Annotated in this window: 13 protein-coding genes; 1 reads left to right on the forward strand and 12 read right to left on the reverse strand. The window is 36.0% G+C overall.

Going from position 1 to position 18,916, the window contains the following annotated elements:
• Positions 1-14: 14 nt before the first annotated feature.
• The 9 genes from asnS to rplM all read right to left on the reverse strand — a co-directional run bounded on the left by asnS (position 15) and on the right by rplM (position 9,558).
• Positions 15-1,451 (reverse strand): asparagine--tRNA ligase, encoded by a 1,437-nt coding sequence (gene asnS / locus R1X58_RS07470; RefSeq protein ID WP_240575201.1) that lies wholly within the window; start codon positions 1,449-1,451, stop codon positions 15-17.
• A 65-nt stretch (positions 1,452-1,516) separates the two neighbouring features.
• Positions 1,517-3,907 carry an efflux RND transporter permease subunit gene (locus R1X58_RS07475; protein ID WP_240575202.1) on the reverse strand — a complete coding sequence of 797 codons (2,391 nt, stop codon included), beginning with the start codon at positions 3,905-3,907 and terminating at the stop codon, positions 1,517-1,519.
• A gap of 47 nt (positions 3,908-3,954) precedes the next feature.
• Complete coding sequence (locus R1X58_RS07480) at positions 3,955-5,238, reverse strand: hypothetical protein (RefSeq protein WP_240575203.1); 1,284 nt, start codon at positions 5,236-5,238, stop codon at positions 3,955-3,957.
• A 49-nt stretch (positions 5,239-5,287) separates the two neighbouring features.
• Entirely contained in the window at positions 5,288-5,845 is a 558-nt protein-coding gene (frr, locus tag R1X58_RS07485; RefSeq protein ID WP_240575204.1) for a ribosome recycling factor, read from the reverse strand.
• 49 nt (positions 5,846-5,894) lie between these two features.
• Positions 5,895-6,602, reverse strand: a complete 708-nt coding sequence (gene pyrH / locus R1X58_RS07490) for a UMP kinase (RefSeq protein WP_240575205.1) — start codon at positions 6,600-6,602, stop codon at positions 5,895-5,897.
• 148 nt (positions 6,603-6,750) lie between these two features.
• Complete coding sequence (tsf, locus tag R1X58_RS07495; RefSeq protein ID WP_240575206.1) at positions 6,751-7,725, reverse strand: translation elongation factor Ts; 975 nt, start codon at positions 7,723-7,725, stop codon at positions 6,751-6,753.
• Between the two features lie 85 nt (positions 7,726-7,810).
• Complete coding sequence (rpsB, locus tag R1X58_RS07500) at positions 7,811-8,572, reverse strand: 30S ribosomal protein S2 (protein WP_240575207.1); 762 nt, start codon at positions 8,570-8,572, stop codon at positions 7,811-7,813.
• Between the two features lie 144 nt (positions 8,573-8,716).
• Positions 8,717-9,103, reverse strand: coding sequence for a 30S ribosomal protein S9 (gene rpsI / locus R1X58_RS07505; protein WP_240575208.1), 387 nt, complete (start codon positions 9,101-9,103; stop codon positions 8,717-8,719).
• On the reverse strand, positions 9,103-9,558 hold the full coding sequence (rplM, locus tag R1X58_RS07510) for a 50S ribosomal protein L13 (protein ID WP_240575209.1): 456 nt from the start codon (positions 9,556-9,558) through the stop codon (positions 9,103-9,105). Before rplM ends, rpsI begins: the two co-directional genes overlap by 1 nt.
• A gap of 325 nt (positions 9,559-9,883) precedes the next feature.
• Here rplM and R1X58_RS07515 point away from each other — a divergent pair, with 325 nt between their 5' ends.
• Positions 9,884-11,830, forward strand: a complete 1,947-nt coding sequence (locus tag R1X58_RS07515) for a YgiQ family radical SAM protein (RefSeq protein WP_240575210.1) — start codon at positions 9,884-9,886, stop codon at positions 11,828-11,830.
• A 65-nt stretch (positions 11,831-11,895) separates the two neighbouring features.
• Here R1X58_RS07515 and R1X58_RS07520 read toward each other — a convergent pair whose 3' ends face one another.
• From R1X58_RS07520 to polA, 3 genes are all read right to left on the reverse strand, one after another.
• Positions 11,896-14,685 carry an alpha/beta hydrolase family protein gene (locus R1X58_RS07520; protein WP_240575211.1) on the reverse strand — a complete coding sequence of 930 codons (2,790 nt, stop codon included), beginning with the start codon at positions 14,683-14,685 and terminating at the stop codon, positions 11,896-11,898.
• Between the two features lie 153 nt (positions 14,686-14,838).
• Positions 14,839-15,750 carry a hypothetical protein gene (locus tag R1X58_RS07525; RefSeq protein ID WP_240575212.1) on the reverse strand — a complete coding sequence of 304 codons (912 nt, stop codon included), beginning with the start codon at positions 15,748-15,750 and terminating at the stop codon, positions 14,839-14,841.
• Positions 15,751-15,951: 201 nt separating this feature from the next.
• Entirely contained in the window at positions 15,952-18,807 is a 2,856-nt protein-coding gene (gene polA / locus R1X58_RS07530; protein ID WP_240575213.1) for a DNA polymerase I, read from the reverse strand.
• Positions 18,808-18,916 lie beyond the last annotated feature (109 nt).

An 18,916-nucleotide genomic window follows, 5' to 3' on the forward strand; every position in this document is an offset into this window, starting at 1 on the left:
TATATTGATGTTTTCTAAAATTCGGCGTTTTGTGGTGTTCTTGGGAACGGAATTACGTCTCTAATATTGCTCATTCCGGTTGCGAACATTACTAAACGTTCGAAACCTAAACCAAAACCAGAGTGTACAGCCGTACCAAATTTACGTAAATCTAAATACCACCAAAGGTCTTCTTCTGGAATCCCAATGGCTGCCATTTTTTCTTTTAAAACATCTAAACGCTCTTCACGTTGTGCACCACCCACGATTTCACCAATACCAGGGAATAAAATATCCATAGCTCGAACGGTTTTACCATCATCGTTTAAGCGCATGTAGAAGGCTTTGATATTTGCTGGATAATCAAATAAAATTACCGGACAGTTAAAGTGTTTCTCTACTAGGTAACGCTCGTGTTCACTTTGTAAATCGGCACCCCATTCGTTAATAATATATTTGAATTTCTTCTTTTTGTTTGGTTTACTGTTACGTAAAATATCGATAGCTTCAGTGTAGCTTACACGTTTGAAGTTATTATCGGTAACGAATTTTAATTTTTCAATTAAAGTCATTTCGCTACGCTCAGCCTGTGGTTTTTTCTTGTCTTCTTCCTGTAAACGGTTATCTAAAAACTCTAAATCTTCTTTATTGTTATCTAAAATGTACTTAATAACCGATTTCATAAAGTCTTCAGCTAAATCCATGTTGCCAGGTAAATCCATAAAGGCAACCTCTGGTTCAATCATCCAGAATTCGGCTAAGTGACGAGAGGTGTTTGAGTTTTCAGCTCTAAAAGTAGGTCCGAAAGTATATACTTTGCCTAAAGACATCGCGTAAGTTTCAGCTTCTAATTGTCCAGAAACCGTTAAGTTGGTTTCCTTACCAAAGAAATCTTTGCTGTAATCTACTTCTCCAGCTTCATTTAAAGGTGCATTTTTAGCATCTAAATTGGTTACTCTAAACATTTCTCCGGCACCTTCAGCATCACTACCAGTAATAATTGGTGCGTGCATGTAGTAGAATCCGTTTTCGTTAAAGTACTTGTGAATTGCAAAAGACAAAGCAGAACGTAGACGCATAACCGCACTAAATGTACTTGTTCTGGTACGTAAATGTGCATTCTCTCTTAAGAATTCAAACGAGTGTTTTTTAGGTTGAATAGGATAGGTTTCAGGGTCTGAATCACCTAAAACGTCAACAAATTTAACCTGTACTTCAACAGTTTGTCCTTTTCCCTGACTTTCTACCAAGTCTCCTTTAATGTGAACCGCAGCACCCGTAGTAATGCGTTTCAATAATGCTTCATCAAAATTCTCAAAATCTACAACACACTGAATGTTGTTTAAAGTCGATCCGTCGTTTAAGGCAATAAAACGATTTGCTCTAAAGGTTCTTACCCAACCTTTAATTTCAACTTCAGTATTAGGAGCAACCTTTTGAGATAATAATTCTGAAACGGTATATGATTTCATAGGTAATAAAATTAATAATGTAAATATAAAATTTAGCCTGCTTATATTAAAACCAAGACAAACGCTTATTCTTCGTTATCGTCTTCTTCCGGAATAATATTTATTGAAGGCTCTTTTAAAACTTCTTTATTGGCTATACTACGCTCTAACGATAATAATAACGAAGGCAATAGTAAAAGGTTCGACAACATCGCGAATAATAGGGTAGTCGATACTAATGCACCTAGGGCTACTGTTCCACCAAAGCTTGAAATGGTAAACACCGAAAAGCCGAAGAACAATACAATAGATGTATAGAACATACTTACACCAGTTTCTCGTAATGCACCGTATACCGATGGTTTAATTTTCCAGTGTCTGGCTTGTAATTCCTGACGGTATTTGGCAAGGAAATGTATGGTATCGTCTACCGAAATACCAAAGGCGATACTAAAAACTAAAATAGTTGATGGTTTTATAGGGACACCTAAATAGCCCATTAAACCAGCTGTTATAAGTAAAGGTAGTAAGTTTGGTATTAATGAAATGATAATCATTCTAAACGATCTGAACATGTAAGCCATGAAAAGGGCAATTAAAATGATGGCCAAAGATAGAGAGATTACCAGGTTTTTAACTAAGTATTTTGTTCCTTTTTGGAACACAACGGCTTTACCTGTCATGGTTACCGTATAACGTTCAGCAGGGAATAACTTATCTATTTTAGTTTGAAGGTTTTCTTCAATACGCTCCATTTTTTCGGTACCAATGTCTTTCATAAACGTAGTGATACGAGCATATTGCCCCGTACTATCAACAAAGTTCTTCAGTAAGTCGACATTTGATGATGAATTCTTGGCGTATGATAAAATGAAGCTGTTTTCCTGACTGGTAGGTAACTGGTAATATTTTGTGTTTCCGTTGTAGTAAGCCTGTTTAGAGTATTTTACTAAATCTACAACCGAAATAGGTTTCGATAATTCAGGAATTTCGTTAATAGCTTCCTGTAATTCGTCCATTCGTTTTAAAGTCGCCAGTTTCATAACGCCTTTTTTACGTTTGGTGTCAATCATGATTTCAACAGGCATAATACCGTTAAATTCTTTTTCGAAGAAACGAATATCGCTAACGAATTCCGAATCCTGAGGCATGTCTTCAATTAAACTTCCTGTAATTTTTATCTGGTAAATTCCAATAATACTAACAATAAGTAAAACCAAACCGGTACAGTAAATAGCAATGCGCTCGTGTTTTACCATGCGCTCCATCCAGTCGACAAAACCACCAATCCAACGTTTGTTTAAGTGTTCTAAGTGACGGTCTTTTGGGTAAGGTAAAAAGGTGTAAATGATTGGAATAATCAATAAACACAATACAAAAATAGCCAGGATACTTAATGAAGCTACAATACCAAATTCTTTTAAAAGAGTACTTTCTGTAAGTATAAAGGTAGCAAAACCAGAAGCGGTTGTAATGTTAGTCATTAAAGTAGCATTACCAATTTTGGTAATAACACGTTGTAGCGACTTTACTTTATTCCCGTGTTTCTTTACTTCGTTCTGGTACTTATTGATTAAGAAAATACAGTTCGGAATTCCGATAACAATAATAAGCGGCGGAATTAAAGCGGTAAGTACGGTGATTTCATAATTAAGAGCTCCTAAGATTCCTAAAGTCCACATCACGCCTATACTAACCACAATAAGAGAAATAAAGGTGGCTCTGAACGATCTGAAGAAAAAGAAGAATATAAGTGATGTTACCAATAAAGCTGCACCAACAAACCATCCAATTTCACTAACAATAACCTGAGCATTTAAAGTACGTATGTAAGGCATACCCGAAATACGCACGTCTAGATTATAGGCTTTTGAAAAATCTTTTATTTTAGGTTCAAGGGTATTGGCTACAAAGTCCTTTCTAATCGAGGTATTTACAATATCTTTCTTTAAATATATTGCAGTTCTAATCGTTTTAGTCTCCTTGTTGAATAAAACATTATCGTAAAACGGATATTTGTTAAAGAGTTCGTATTCTAAAGATTCTATTTGTTGCATTGAAGAAACAGAGTCTTTAATAAAAGGTTCTAAAGCAAACTTTTCATGCTCTGTATCTTTTACCAATTTCTGAAGGTCTTTAACAGAAACAACAGTTTCTACTTCGTCGTATTGTTTAAAGCTTTGTGCAAGGTTGTTCCAGGCGTTTAGCTTTTCAACGGTTAAAAGGGTAGAATCTTTAACACCAAGAATGATAAGGTTGCCTTCTTCTCCAAAGATTTTTAGAAAGTCGTTATACTTAATATTAACCTCGTGGTCGTCTGGTAGCAAATTGGCTTCGGTATTGGTGAAGCGCATATTTTTCCATTGCGTACTGAATAAAACTGTGATGATTAAAATACCAAGAAGTATGGCTATTTTATTACGCAGAATAAGTCGCGCAACAACGTCCCAAAAGTGTTTTGTAAAAAGTTTAAGCATGCCTTAAATAAAAGTTGGGCAAAGGTAGGAAAAACAAGTGTATTACCTCATAAAGTCACGTTAAATGTAAATTTTAAAGCAATATTATCTTCTATGTTAGGCAGGTGGTAAGCACCGTATCTGTAAGTGAAACTTAAACCAAAGCCAAAAAGTAATTTGTTAAGTTCGAAGCCCGATTCGGTATAGCCTTTATCTAAAGAGCCGAAGGTTATGTTTTCATGACGTTCCGGATGGTCTATACTTCCCAAGGCATAGCGCATAATTAAAACCATTTGAGGTTTGTGGCTTGGAGAAACATTGAAAGGTTTTAGGTAATGTTTAAATTGAAGTGTTGTAAATTTATCTGAAAAGAATTCATTAAAATACATAGTTTCAAAACTATTAATACCTGCTACCGAAAAACGTTGTAAGATGGTTTCTTTATTAATATTATTTGGGTAAGCGTGGTACAAATGTGTTAGCGGAATATCGCCATTGGCTATTCCTGCAACTAATACAATTTGAGAATAACTTGCTTTTTCATCACCAAATTCATAAATCGTTCTAAAATCGAATTTTGAAAAATTGAAATCACTTTTAAAAGCATCTTTGAAGCTTTTAGTATACTGAAAAGTAAACTTAGGGAACCCTTTTTCGACTTCCTTCAATCCCTGTCGGGAATCTTCGTAATGACTAAACGGACTCCATTGCACAGCAAATTTTGCCGAACTGATGTCGAATTCTGAAAACGATTGATTGTCTACGACATATGCATAATTATAAGTGGGATCAATATGGCTTATTGAAAATTCAGACTCAGTTATTAGTTTTGGATTTATCTGGTGTTCTAAACCAAGCGTTTTTGTAACATGCGCATGAAAAAGACTGATGTTAAGTAAGCGTGGCTCGAAAAATTGAAAGAAGCGTTTGTCGGTTAAAAATTTGGTGCTTCCTGTTTCCTGTAAATCATCTGTATATGAAGCGCTAAGCCATGTGTTTGTTTTTTTGGCTAAACGATAGGCACCACCAGCATTGTATTTAAATTTGTCGTCTCCAAATCCGTAAACCAAATATCCGTTAATACGAAATGATTTTGAAAGGGCATCGTTTGTTATTCCTCCAAGTCCGGTTCTTAGGGCTTCGTACTGGTTGTATTTTATTAAATAACGTAAGTCGAAATTAAAGTATTTAGTAGGGAAATAACCATTGCCTAAATGTTCGATAAAAGCTTTCCGCTTTAAAGAATCTTTAACGGTTTCATTGGTATCTATAGATGATGACTGTGCCTGCAACATTGATGAAGCACAAAAACAAAGGATAATAAAGAAATGCTTTAACATAGTTGCAGCCAAAAAGCTTCAGGTTTTGCAAAAAAAAGCGACTTAATGTCGCTTTTTTATATTATACGGTCATGATTTCCTTTTCTTTCACTTCGAAAAGTTCATCAACCATTTTAACGTACTTATCAGTAATATGTTGTACGTCTATTTCAGCATTTTTCTTTAAATCTTCAGAAACGTCCTCTAACTTTTTAATGTCGTTGTTAGCATCTTTTCTTGCAGATCTTACACTAATTTTTGCATCTTCAGCTTCAGATTTAGCTTGTTTTGCTAAATCACGTCTGCGCTCTTCTGTTAAAGGCGGCACGTTGATAATAATGGTATCACCATTGTTCATTGGGTTGAAGCCTAAGTTTGCAATCATGATAGCTTTTTCAATTTCTTGAAGCATCTTTTTTTCCCATGGTTGTACGGTAATGGTTCTACCATCTGGAGTGTTAACGTTTGCTACCTGACTTAATGGTGTTTGAGACCCGTAATAATCTACCATAACACTGCCTAACATTGCCGGACTTGCTTTTCCCGCACGAATGTTTACAAACGACTTTTCTAAGTGTTTTATAGAATTAGTCATCGATTCTTTTGCTGTGTCTAGTATAAATTGAATGTCTTCGTTCATGTTTTTAGCTTTTAAGTAAAAATGAATGTTTCAAAAATTACGCCAAATGTTATAGGTTAACTTCGGTTCCAACATTTTCTCCGGAAACGACTTTTAAAAGGTTTCCTTTTTTATTCATATCGAAAACGATAATTGGTAACTGGTTTTCTTGACTTAAGGTGAATGCCGTAGTATCCATAACTTTTAAGCCCTTTCTTAAAACATCATCGAAAGATATGAAATTAAATTTAGTGGCTTTGGCATCTTTTTCAGGATCAGCATTGTAAATACCATCAACACGAGTTCCTTTTAAAATTACATCGGCCTCAATTTCTATGGCACGTAATACGGCTGCAGAATCTGTAGTGAAGTAAGGATTTCCGGTACCTCCGCCAAAAATAACTACACGACCTTTTTCAAGGTGACGCATGGCTCTTCTTCTAATGAAAGGTTCGGCAACTTCGTTAATTTTAATTGCTGATTGTAATCTAGTAGGTATTCCGGCATCTTCAAGGGCACTTTGTAATGCTAAACCGTTAATTACGGTGGCTAACATTCCCATATGGTCTCCTTGTACACGATCCATACCGTTGCTTGCCCCAGCTACGCCTCTAAAAATGTTTCCGCCGCCAATAACGATGGCAACTTCTACACCTTTATCGGTGATGTCTTTAATGTCTTTTGCATATTCGGCTAAACGTTCTGGATCTATACCATATTGACGATTTCCCATTAGGGCCTCGCCAGATAATTTAAGGAGTATTCTTTTGTATTTCATTATTTGTTTACTCAGGTTGTGCAAATATAATCAATATCTTAAATTGCTAAAGTGAATTTTTTAGGCAATTTGTAAACTAAAGATTGGTGTATAAAAAAACCATTGCACGGTGAAGCACAATGGTTTTATATTTTTGTTGTTAAGTAGATTAACCTACAGAAGCTCTTTTGAAACCAGTGATTACAACATCACCGTAAGAAGCTACATATTTAGCAACATTAATTTTGTCATCTTTAATGAAGTTTTGGTCTAATAAACATTGCTCTTGATCAAGAGTTGTGTTATCAGAAACGAAACGATCCATTTTACCTGGTAAGATGTTAGCCCAGATTTTTTCTGGTTTGCCTTCAGCAGCTAATTGAGCTTTCGCATCTTCTTCAGCTTGAGCTAAAACTTCAGGAGTTAATTGAGACATAGAGATGTATTTAGGAACGTTTTTAAGTGTTTTTCCTAAACGAGCTAACTCTTCGTTATCTTTTTCGATTACAGCAATTCTAGCTTCAGTTTCTGAAGCAACGAAAGCAGGATCGAAATCTTTGTAAGATAAAGTAGTAGCACCCATAGACGCTACTTGCATAGCTACATCTTTAACTAAAGTTTCAGCGTTATCTACTTTTGCAGATAAACCAACTAAAGCAGCGATTTTGTTAATGTGAACGTAAGAACCAACATAAGGAGCTTCTAATCTTTCGAAAGAAGTGATGTCTAATTTCTCACCAATAACACCAGTTTGCTCAACTAATTTATCAGCAACTGTTAAACCACCAAAATCTGCAGCTAAGAATTCTTCTTTAGTGTTGTAGTTTAATGCAAGATCAGCTAAATCGTTAGCTAATTTTACGAAGTTTTCGTTTTTACCTACGAAATCAGTCTCACATCCTAAAACAATAGCAACACCAGAAGTGTTATCTGCGTTTATTTTAGCAACAGCAGCTCCTTCAGAGTTATCTCTGTCAGCTCTTTTTTCTGCTACTTTTTGTCCTTGTTTACGTAAAACTTCAATTGCTTTATCAAAATCTCCACCAGCTTCAACTAAAGCTTTTTTACAATCCATCATCCCTGCACCAGTAGCTTGTCTTAACTTGTTAACTTCTGCTGCTGTAATTTTTACTGTAGATTCCATGTATTTTAAATTTTAAAAAAAAGTCGTTCAAATATTTTAGCAAAGAAAATAATTAAACGACTTAGTTATATTGCGTAAATGTTAATTATTCTTCCTCATTAGCTGCAACTGTTTTAGCTGCAACTTTTTTAGCTTTAGGAGCGTCTCCTTCAACTTTATCAGCTTTTCTTTCTGCTAAACCAGAAGAAATAGAAGCTGTAACATGAGATAAGATTTTATCGATTGACTTAGAAGCATCGTCGTTTGCTGGGATAACATAATCAACCTGACGAGGGTCAGAGTTAGTATCTACCATAGCAAAGATAGGAATGTTTAATTTTTGAGCTTCTTTAATCGCGATGTGTTCACGTTTAATATCAACTACAAATAAAGCACCTGGTAAACGAGTCATGTCGCTGATAGAACCTAAGTTTTTCTCTAACTTAGCTCTTAAACGATCTACTTGTAAACGCTCTTTTTTAGATAACGTGTTGAAAGTACCATCTTTCTTCATTCTATCGATAGAAGCCATTTTCTTAACAGCTTTTCTAATAGTAACGAAGTTAGTTAACATACCACCTGGCCATCTTTCAGTGATGTAAGGCATGTTGATAGCTCCTGCTTTTTCAGCAACGATATCTTTAGCTTGCTTTTTAGTTGCAACAAATAAAATTTTACGACCAGAAGCAGCGATTTTTGCTAACGCTTCTCCAGCTTCGTCAATTTTAGCTGCAGTTTTATATAAGTTGATAATATGGATGCCATTACGCTCCATGTATACGTAAGGAGCCATGTTTGGATCCCACTTACGAGTAAGGTGTCCGAAGTGTACACCTGCTTCAAGTAATTCTTTTACTTCTACTGCCATTTTTGTAATAGTTTACGTTCTGTTGAATTAGCAATGATTAAGTGGTCATAGAATATTCGCCTTAACCATTTAGATGCTAAACTAAATCCTGTTTTACAAACAAGGACAACAACAATAACTGTTATTAATTTTTTTAAATAGATATTAACGTTTAGAGAACTGGAATTTCTTACGAGCTTTCTTCTGACCGAATTTCTTACGCTCTACCATTCTTGGATCTCTTGTTAATAATCCTTCTGGTTTAAGAGTTAATCTGTTTTCAGCATCTACTTCGCACATAGCACGAGAAATAGCTAAACGGATTGCCTCAGCTTGACCAGTGATACCACCTCCATATACATTTACGGTAATATCAAAGTTGCTTTCATTGTTAGTCATAACTAATGGTTGCTTAACTTTATACTGTAATGTAGCAGTAGTAAAGTAGCTAGTCATGTCTTTTTTGTTAATAGTGATGTTACCACTTCCTTGGGCAACATACGCACGAGCAACAGCCGTTTTTCTACGGCCAATTTTGTGAATTACTTCCATTAATTGAATTCGTTTAAGTTAATTGCAGTTGGCTTTTGTGCAGCGTGAGCGTGCTCTGTTCCAACAACAACTGTTAAATTACGGAATAAATCTGCTCCTAATTTGTTTTTAGGTAACATTCCTTTTACTGATTTTTCAACAACTCTTGCTGGATCTTTTCCAAACAATTCTGTAGCTGTTAATGTTCTTTGTCCACCTGGGTAACCTGTGTGACGAACGTAAGTTTTATCGTTCCACTTGTTTCCGGTTAAGTTGATTTTCTCAGCGTTAACAACGATTACGTTATCACCACAATCAACGTGAGGTGTGAAGCTAGGCTTGTGTTTTCCTCTTAAAAGTTTTGCAACTTTAGAAGCTAAACGACCCAAAGATTGTCCTTCGGCGTCAACTAAAACCCACTGCTTATCTGCAGTAGCTTTGTTAGCTGATACTGTTTTGTAGCTTAATGTGTCCACGTTTTTAATTAATTTTTATTAAACATTCCTCTCTCAAAAAGAGTTTGCAAATTTACGATTAATTATTTGATTACCAAATAGTGTGCTAACTTATTTTTATACAGCTTTTTAAATTCATATATTATTGGTCATTTTAAGTGTAATTATATTATAATGAATTGTTTGTGGATTTGTCGTTTAAAGAGATTTGTGAGTTATTATTTTTTAGTTGAAACACTTTTTACAACGTTTAAATGTCAATTTTAGATTTTAGGACCTTCAAAAAACTCACAAAGCTTTCATAAATAAGTATCAAGAGCTGAATTTTGATTAATTTTGCAGCGTTATGCAAGAATTACAACTTTCAGATTGGTTACCTACCACAAACAAAGAGGTGAAGATACGCGGATGGGAAGAACTTGATGTTATCCTGTTTAGTGGAGATGCTTATGTGGATCATCCAACCTTTGGTCCGGCTGTTATTGGTCGTACCTTAGAAAGTTATGGTTTAAAAGTGGCTATTGTGCCTCAACCTAATGTTAACGACAATCTTCAGGATTTCGTTAAGCTTGGTCGTCCTAAAATGTTTTTTGGGGTTACCGGTGGTTGTATGGACCCGATGATTAGTAATTATAACGCTAATAAAAAACGTCGAGATAAAGATGCCTATACGCCAAATGGTGAAATAGGATTTCGTCCGGATTATGCCACGACGGTTTACTCTAATATATTAAAGGAGAAATGGCCTGATGTTCCCGTATTAATTGGTGGAATTGAAGCCTCTCTTCGTCGTGTGACACATTACGATTACTGGAGTGATAAATTGATGCCGACTATTTTAGAATCATCTAAGGCTGATATGCTGGTATATGGAATGGGAGAGCAACCACTGCGTGAAATCGTGCGTTTGCTTCAGAAAGGTGTACCTTTTAAAAGTTTAAATACTATTAGTCAGACTGCGGTAATGGTGAGTGCAGATGAAAGCATACCAAAAAACAGTAATTGGGAAGATGTTGAAATCGCATCGCATGAAACCTGTTTAAAGGATAAGAAGGCCTATGCTTCTAACTTTAAGGTTATAGAGCAGGAGTCTAATAAACTGGCTGCACGCCGAATTTTTCAAAAGGTTGGTGATAAAACCTTAATGATTAATCCGCCGTATCCAACCATGACGGAAGAGGAAATTGATGCCTCTTTCGATTTACCCTATACACGATTACCACACCCAAAATATAACAAGCGCGGACCAATTCCAGCGTTTGAAATGATTAAGTTCTCTATAAATATCCACCGTGGGTGTTTTGGGGGTTGTAGTTTCTGTACCATTTCGGCACACCAAGGTAAATTTATTGCTTCTCGTAGTCAGGAGTCTATTTTAAAGGAAGTTGATAAGGTGGCTAATATGCCGGACTTTAAAGGTTATTTGTCTGATATTGGAGGGCCAAGTGCAAACATGTATAAAATGAAGGGTAAAATTCAGTCTATATGCGATAAGTGTGTAGCGCCTTCATGTATTTCGCCGGTTATTTGTAGTAATCTGGATACTTCACACAAGCCGTTAACGGAATTGTATAAGGCAGTAGATAGTCATCCGAAGGTGAAAAAATCATTTATTGGTAGTGGTATTCGCCATGATATGCTGGTTCCGGAATTTAATAAAAATGCAGATCCTAAGGAACTTGACGATTATACCGAAGAGGTTATGACGAAGCATGTTTCAGGTAGACTTAAGGTAGCTCCAGAACATACCAGTGATCCTGTTTTAAAATTGATGCGTAAACCATCGTTTACCTATTTCCATAAATTTAAGGAGCGCTTCGATAAGATTAATGTTAAGCACAAACTGAAGCTTCAGTTAATTCCTTATTTTATATCTAATCATCCGGCATGTGAAGCTGAAGATATGGCTAATCTGGCTGCTGAAACCAAAGATATGGGCTTTCAGCTGGAGCAGGTACAAGGGTTCACACCAACGCCTATGACGGTAGCAACGGTAATTTATTACAGTGGCTATCATCCGTATACTTTAAAGAAGGTAAAAACCCCAAAGACAAGAAAAGAGAAGGATGAGCAACATCGTTTCTTCTTTTGGTATAAAGATGAAAATAAAGCCTGGATTAGAAATACCTTAAGTAAGTTAGGACGTCAGGATTTGTTAAAAGTTCTATTGCCTGAAAATGATTCATGGCGAAAAAATAAACCAGGTAAACCTAAGCATACGTTTAATGATGCTGTGCCTTTTAATCAACGTAAGGATAAAGCTAAGTTTAGATCTAAAAATAAGAAGCGATAATTCGTGAGAATAAAAAAAGCCTTGTATCGAGATACAAGGCTTTTTTTGTTTTATAAAAATTAGGGTTATTCTTCTATAAGTTCATAGCCTTGATTAATGCCTTTTTCAGTAGCGGGCACACCGCGCTCCATCCAAAGTGGTTTTGCAGCTCCTTTTAAATAGTAATCGAAAAACTGAGACATTCTTAAAGTGAAGTCTTTTCTGTTCTGGTATTTTAGCGGCCAATGTGGTTCGTCGTTATAATTTAAGAACCAGGCAGGTTTCCCCAAACGGCGTAAGCTTACAAAAAATTCAATGCCTTGATACCATGGCACGTGTCCGTCGGCATCGTTATGTAAAATTAATAAAGGGGTATTGATTTTATCAAGGTTGAAAATTGGTGAATTTTCAATGTAACGCATTGGATATTCCCATGGTGTTCCTCCAATACGGCTTTGGGTATGCTCATATTGAAACTGACGGCTTAAACCGGTCCACCATCTAATTCCACCGTAAGCACTAATCATATTTACTACGGGCGCACCAGATTCGGCTGCTTTAAATATATTGGTTTTTGTTACCAGTTGCGCTATTTGATAACCTCCCCAACTGTGACCTTGTAAACCGATGTTGTCTTTGTCTATAAAACCTTTTTTAATGATATCGTTAGTTCCCGATACCACACAGCTTAAAGCACTTTCACCAGGGTAGCCTTCCCGGTATTTTACATCCGGATTGAAAATAACATAACCACGGCTGGTATAATAGCTGTAACTAATGGTTGAACGACCAAATGATGGAGACCTGTGTTTGTGGATATCATCAGAACTGCGTTCGTAGAAATTCACAATCATCGGGTATTTTTTATTCGGGTCGAAGTTTTCGGGTTTAGCCAATAAACCTTCTAATTCTTCTCCGTCAAGAGACGTCCATTTTACCAATTCTATGGTTCCCCAGTTGTAATCTTTTTGTTGCGGATTGGCATCACTTAAAACATTTTGGGTTTTAAAGTTTAAATCGGTTAATCTTAAATCTGGGAATTCTTTAAACGATTCGCGAGTAAATAATAAGGCATCGCTTAGTTCTGCTTTTACAGGTTTGCTATAGCTGAAATTACCTGTTTCAAGTTCTTTTAATGCACTGTTTTTTGGGTTGAATTCGGCGAAACCTCCGGCTTTTGTTGTTTCATTAAATGTTGATAATAACCATTTGTTTTTCGAACTAACAGATTCTTCTTCTTTATCTAATTTGATGTAACGATATACTATTTTGTTAGCGCGGCCATTGGTTAGGTTAGTTGCTTCTCCTGAATTTGGGTTGTATTTCCAGATGTCGTACCGGTCGTAAAGTAAAATGTATTTATCGTTTTCCATCCATCCTGCTGTTCCATAGGCATGTGGAAAATCTGGCGAATCATTTAATTCGTCGTAAAAGACTTTTCCTTTAGTCAGTTCTACATATTTGTTCGTCTTAACGTTATAGGTAAACCAGGTGCTATCGATAGAATGATAACCAAAAACAAATGCGCCTTTTGGACTTAATGAGGCACTAGGCGTCTTTTTTAAAATGATGGTTTGCGTTCCTGTTTTAGTATCTACAATGGCATAATTTTTAAGGCTTCTTCCTGTCCACTGGCTTTCTAAAGCGTAAGGTGTTGGAGTGTTTGCTAATGTAATATTGGAGTTGCCTTTATCTGTAGTAGATGAGTAAGGAAAAGCTTCCGTTTCAATTTGAACTGTTTTTTTCGTATTGAAGTTATAAACAGTTTCGTAAGCTTTAATCGTATCGTTTTTTACCTGTAATTCCTGAACCGTATATAGTCTTGGCTCGTTGTACGTCCAGACCTCTACATTTACAATTTCGTCTTTTAATAAAGTCGTGTCTTTAATAACAGGCGGTTTTCTTAGTCCGAAATATAACTTCGATTCATCTTTCGAGAATTGAACGGTGCCATCTTTGGAAACCAAATAGCCTTTCGGGGTTGTGGTATTATCGTAAAGTTTACTGGCTGTTTCTTGTCCGGTTTCCCAAACGTATAATTCGTTAGGGCGAATTTGAACTTTCGTAGTATCTGTATCTACCACAAAAGCAAAACGTTTTCCTGTTTCGCTAAAACTTAATTTATTGTATTTAGCTTTTTTAGCTGAATAAATTTTGGTTAATTTCGAGGTGTTAAAATCGTAAATATATACGCCTTCGCCTTCGTTATCTTTTTCGCCAGTGGTTGAAAATGCTAAGGTTTTGCCTGTTTTGGCAAATGTATAGTTGGTTACGAATTTAAACGTGTCTTGTACTTTAGTGTTCAGATTTCTTATCACCAAATGAAACCCATTGCTTTTGCTCACCTTTTTAGGTTTCGCTTCTTTTTTATTTTCTTTCGTATCGGTGCTATCTGTTTTTGCTTCTTTTTTAGGAGCTTTTATCTCTTCTAAAAGATAAGCCACATAACCTGACCATTTTTCGGGCAACAGGTATGATTTTACATTTCCTATTTTATCCAGTTCCTTGGTGTCAAGGTTGTAAATAGCCAATGAGTCTTTAGGAAGTTTGTCTTTTTTTACCTTATGACGAAGCATATCGTCTACGCTATCTTTTAAAGGTTTAATCGTAAACGCTAAAAATTTAGAATCATAAGTAAATTGCCCTTTTGTGGCTCTGAAGTATTCTAAAAGGGTTTTCTCTTTATTAGATGTTAAATGAAGATGGCTATCGGAGTTGTCTTGTTCTAAATCGTAAACTACAAAATGTCCATTAGGGGCAATGGCTTCGTTTTTTATGCTGTTCCATTGCTGGATATCCGAAAATTCAAGTGTCTTTTTTTGGGCAATGGAAACAAAGGACACTAAAAAGAAAAGGTAAGTAAAGCTTAATTTCATAGGTTGCATTTAATAATTTGGTTAAAAATAATTAAACCCATGAAGTTGAGCGAGCTATTACCTTAAGTTTAACAAAATGTAACAGTAAAGTTCTAAAACAATAATGCCTGATGTTTTAGCATCAGGCATTATATATGGTTTTTTTAGTTGAAGTTATTCAGCTGGACAATCAAATTTAATGTTTTCGGCATCACCTTTTTTAGAAATCTCATTCACTTTAAAGTCAGTAAATAAGTTTGCAAAATTAGCTTGGTTTTGATTGCAGTCTGCTTCAAAAAGAAGAGTAAAGGTTATTGGTGTACATGCTTCAAGGTTTCCTGTCCATGTTAATACGGTGTTTTTTCCTTGAGATTGGCCTGGATTAACGTCGTATACTTTTCCGTCTAAAGCTTTGAAATCAGTAATATGAGGACAAGTAAATATAACTTCCGCATTGGTTAAATCCTCAGAACTACTGTATGTAAATGTATAACTGCCATCGTCATTTGCTTCGTAACTAAAACTTTCTTCGCAGGTATCTTGGCAAATACCAACTAAGGCATAAGAATCATCAATATCTAAATCATCTCCATTCCCACCAATCGAGAATGGAATTTCATCGCAAGCTTGCCAGTTTTCAGGTAAAGTAATTTTATGAAATTTTGTTACTCCAGTTTCGATATTTTTAAATTCAACTTCATTACCATTGATGTCAATGGTGAATTTTATTTTAGAGCTACTTTTCCCAGTCGCTGTATAAGTTACATATACGTAAAGTTCTGTTTCGGTGTTGTAAACGTCGTAGCTTAGATTTTTAGAATTATCACTTTCTCCTGCTCCGTCAGATTTTAGTCCAGATTTTTTATAGAATGTATTTGAACCTTCTTCAATACACATGGCAGAGCAATCATCCGAATATTCTTTAAGCGTTGCCGTAGATGTTTCAGATACTAGGGAGGTACTTGCTTTAGCATTAGCTGTTAATAATTCTTCAGAAGATAAGTCTTCTTGTTGACAAACAAAAAATGTTGCTGATGAGATAATAGCACAGGCTATTAAATGAAAGATTGGTGTAGTTTTTTTCATTTTAAGTATGGTTAAGCTGCTAATAAACACTATTGTTTAGTAGATTGAGGGAGCAGCAAATGAAGGAAGAAATACATTTTGTTCGAAAATTATTTGATGAAAATCATTGAATTTCAGACCATCGGAAAGAATGTGTAAAAAATACCGATGAATAGCATAGTTTAAGGTGATTGATGCTATTCATCGGGTGTAAGAAGTGTTTTAATGCGCCTCTAACCAGTTATTGCCTGTGCCTAAATCGACATCTAACGGAACGGCTAATTGGTAAGCGTTTTCCATTTCGGTTTTTACTAAGGTTTTAATGGTGTCTAGTTCTGGTTTGTATACATCGAACACCAATTCGTCATGAACCTGAAGTAGCATTTTGGTTTTAAAATTGCCCGTTTCTAATTTCTTATGAATATTAATCATGGCAATTTTAATAATATCGGCAGCACTACCTTGTATGGGTGCATTTACGGCATTACGTTCGGCAGCACCACGAACTACGGCGTTACGAGAGTTGATGTCTTTTAAGTAACGGCGGCGTCCTAAAACGGTTTGGACATAACCATGGTCGCGAGCAAAATCGACTTGCTGGCTGATATAGTTTTTTAGCTTCGGATAGGTTTCGTAATACGTATCAATTAACTCTTTTGCTTCGCTTCGAGATAAATTGGTTTGGTTGCTTAATCCGAAAGCAGAAACGCCGTAAATAATTCCGAAGTTTACTGTTTTAGCATTACTACGTTGTTCACGAGTCACTTCTTCAATAGGTACATTAAATACTTTTGAAGCTGTCGATGCGTGAATATCTTCACCATGTTTAAAGGCATTAATCATGGTTTCTTCCTCACTTAAGGCGGCTATGATTCGTAGCTCAATTTGACTGTAATCGGCAGCCAGTAAGGTATAATTTTCATTACGCGGAATAAAAGCTTTACGCACTTGTCGTCCGCGTTCGGTACGAATCGGGATATTTTGTAAGTTCGGGTTGTTACTGCTTAAACGACCAGTTGCTGCAACAGTTTGCATATAATCGGTGTGTACGCGATGGGTAACGTCATCGACCTGAAGCGGTAACGCATCAACATAAGTACTTTTTAGTTTCGATAATCCTCTGAAATCTAAAATGTACTGAATGATGTCGTGGTCTTTAGCTAAGTAGCTTAGTATGTCTTCGGAAGTTGCGTATTGTCCTGTTTTGGTCTTTTTAGGTTTATCTACCAGTTTTAGTTTTTCAAATAAAATATCACCTAATTGTTTGGGAGAGGCGATATTGAATTCTTCTCCGGCAATCTCGTAAATTTTACTTTCCAAAGTTTTAATATCGTTGTCTAACTGCTCTGCCAGACTATGTAAAAAGTCTTTATCTAAGTTGATGCCTTCCAGTTCCATGGACGATAATACGCGTAATAACGGAATTTCAATATCGTCAAATAACTTTTGTGTATTGGCTTCGCCCAATTCTTTTTCGAAATGTTCTTTAAGCTGAAGTGTTATATCGGCATCTTCTACGGCATATTCGGTTTGCTTGTCTAATGCCACCTGACGCATCGATAACTGATTCTTTCCTTTTTTACCAATTAAAGTTTCAATTGAAATTGGTGTGTAATTTAAATAGGTTTCAGCCAGAACATCCATGTTATGACGCATATCCGGATTTATCAGATAATGAGCCAACATGGTGTCGAATAATTTTCCTTTAACGGTGATGTTGTATTTGGCTAAAACTTTAATGTCGTATTTTAAATTCTGACCAATTTTTTCGATGCTTTCACTTTCAAAAAACGGACGTAGTTGTTCGATAAGTTCCTGAGCTTCGTTTTTATCTTCCGGGAATGGTAAATAAAAGCCTTTGCCCGTTTCCCATGAAAAGGCGATGCCGACCAATTCAGCAGCTAATGGATTAAGGTCTGTGGTTTCGGTATCAAAACACACCGAGGTTTGATTCATTAAGTTTTTAATGAATAGTTTGGTTGCCATGCCTGAAGCTACACTTTGGTAAAAGTGCGATGTGGTTTCTGCTGTTTTTCTGGTGTATGCTGAACTTGTTTCAGTAGTTTCTTCATCATCTCCACCTCCAAACAAAGAGAATTGTCCGGCTCCAGCTGAAGCAGGTTCTTTTTTGGTTTCGGTTGTTTTTCCGGTTTCGGTAGTTGCGGTTACTTGAGCAGGGGCAACTTCAGTACTTGTTGAAAACGTTTTTAAGAAATTGGTTAAAAGCTGTCTGAACTCTAAATCGTTGAAAATAGTGGTTACTTTTTCAATATCTGGCGTAGACATTTCAAAGTCATGTTCGTCGAATTCCACCGGTACATCCAACATGATAGTCGCCAGTTTTTTTGAAAGTAAACCAAGATCTTTATTAGCTTCAATTTTCTCTTTCATCTTTCCTTTTAGTTCATGGGTATTTTCCAGCAAGCCTTCCATGCTACCGTATTCGGCAATAAACTTTTTGGCTGTTTTTTCTCCCACACCAGGTAGACCGGGAATATTATCACTTGAATCACCCATCATTCCTAAAAAGTCAATAACTTGTAAGGGATCGGTAACTTCGAATTTCTTTTTCACCTCTTCGATACCCCAGGTTTCATATCCACCGCCAAACGATTTTGGGCGATACATAAAAATGTTTTCAGAAACAAGTTGGGCAAAATCTTTATCAGGGGTTACCATAAACGTTTGATACCCTTGTTTTTCAGCTTGTTTAGAAAGTGTTCCAATAACATCATCGGCTTCATAGCCTTCTTTAACCATAATTGGAATATGCATAGCCTTCAGGATTTCCTGAATATAAGGTACAGCTACTTTTATAGCTTCCGGAGTTTCATCGCGATTGGCTTTGTAAGCCTCAAACATTTCCACGCGATCGGTACTTCCGCCTTTGTCGAAACAAACGGCTAAATGGTCTGGTCTTTCACGTTTAATAACATCTAAAAGAGAGTTCATAAAACCCATAATGGCTGAGGTGTCGATACCTTTGCTGTTAATTCTTGGGTTCTTTATAAAGGCGTAGTACCCACGGAAGATTAAGGCGTAGGCATCAACTAAAAATAGACGTTTTTGATCAGACATATGTATTGTTTTATAAGAAGTTCAAAACTACAAAAACTTACGGGATAATTGCCTTTTAAATAGGTTGAGGCGTGTTTTAAAATCAATTTTTTGTCTTGCTGTTTAGTGT

The sequence above is a fragment of the Aestuariibaculum lutulentum genome, assembly GCF_032926325.1.
Lineage (GTDB): Bacteria > Bacteroidota > Bacteroidia > Flavobacteriales > Flavobacteriaceae > Aestuariibaculum > Aestuariibaculum lutulentum.

Coding starts and splice junctions, on each gene's coding strand:
- asnS (WP_240575201.1), bottom strand. CDS start 1,451: ATGAAATCATATACCGTTTCAGAATTATTATCTCAAAAGGTTGCTCCT.
- R1X58_RS07475 (WP_240575202.1), bottom strand. CDS start 3,907: ATGCTTAAACTTTTTACAAAACACTTTTGGGACGTTGTTGCGCGACTT.
- frr (WP_240575204.1), bottom strand. CDS start 5,845: ATGAACGAAGACATTCAATTTATACTAGACACAGCAAAAGAATCGATG.
- pyrH (WP_240575205.1), bottom strand. CDS start 6,602: ATGAAATACAAAAGAATACTCCTTAAATTATCTGGCGAGGCCCTAATG.
- tsf (WP_240575206.1), bottom strand. CDS start 7,725: ATGGAATCTACAGTAAAAATTACAGCAGCAGAAGTTAACAAGTTAAGA.
- rpsB (WP_240575207.1), bottom strand. CDS start 8,572: ATGGCAGTAGAAGTAAAAGAATTACTTGAAGCAGGTGTACACTTCGGA.
- rpsI (WP_240575208.1), bottom strand. CDS start 9,103: ATGGAAGTAATTCACAAAATTGGCCGTAGAAAAACGGCTGTTGCTCGT.
- R1X58_RS07515 (WP_240575210.1), top strand. CDS start 9,884: ATGCAAGAATTACAACTTTCAGATTGGTTACCTACCACAAACAAAGAG.
- R1X58_RS07520 (WP_240575211.1), bottom strand. CDS start 14,685: ATGAAATTAAGCTTTACTTACCTTTTCTTTTTAGTGTCCTTTGTTTCC.
- R1X58_RS07525 (WP_240575212.1), bottom strand. CDS start 15,750: ATGAAAAAAACTACACCAATCTTTCATTTAATAGCCTGTGCTATTATC.
- polA (WP_240575213.1), bottom strand. CDS start 18,807: ATGTCTGATCAAAAACGTCTATTTTTAGTTGATGCCTACGCCTTAATC.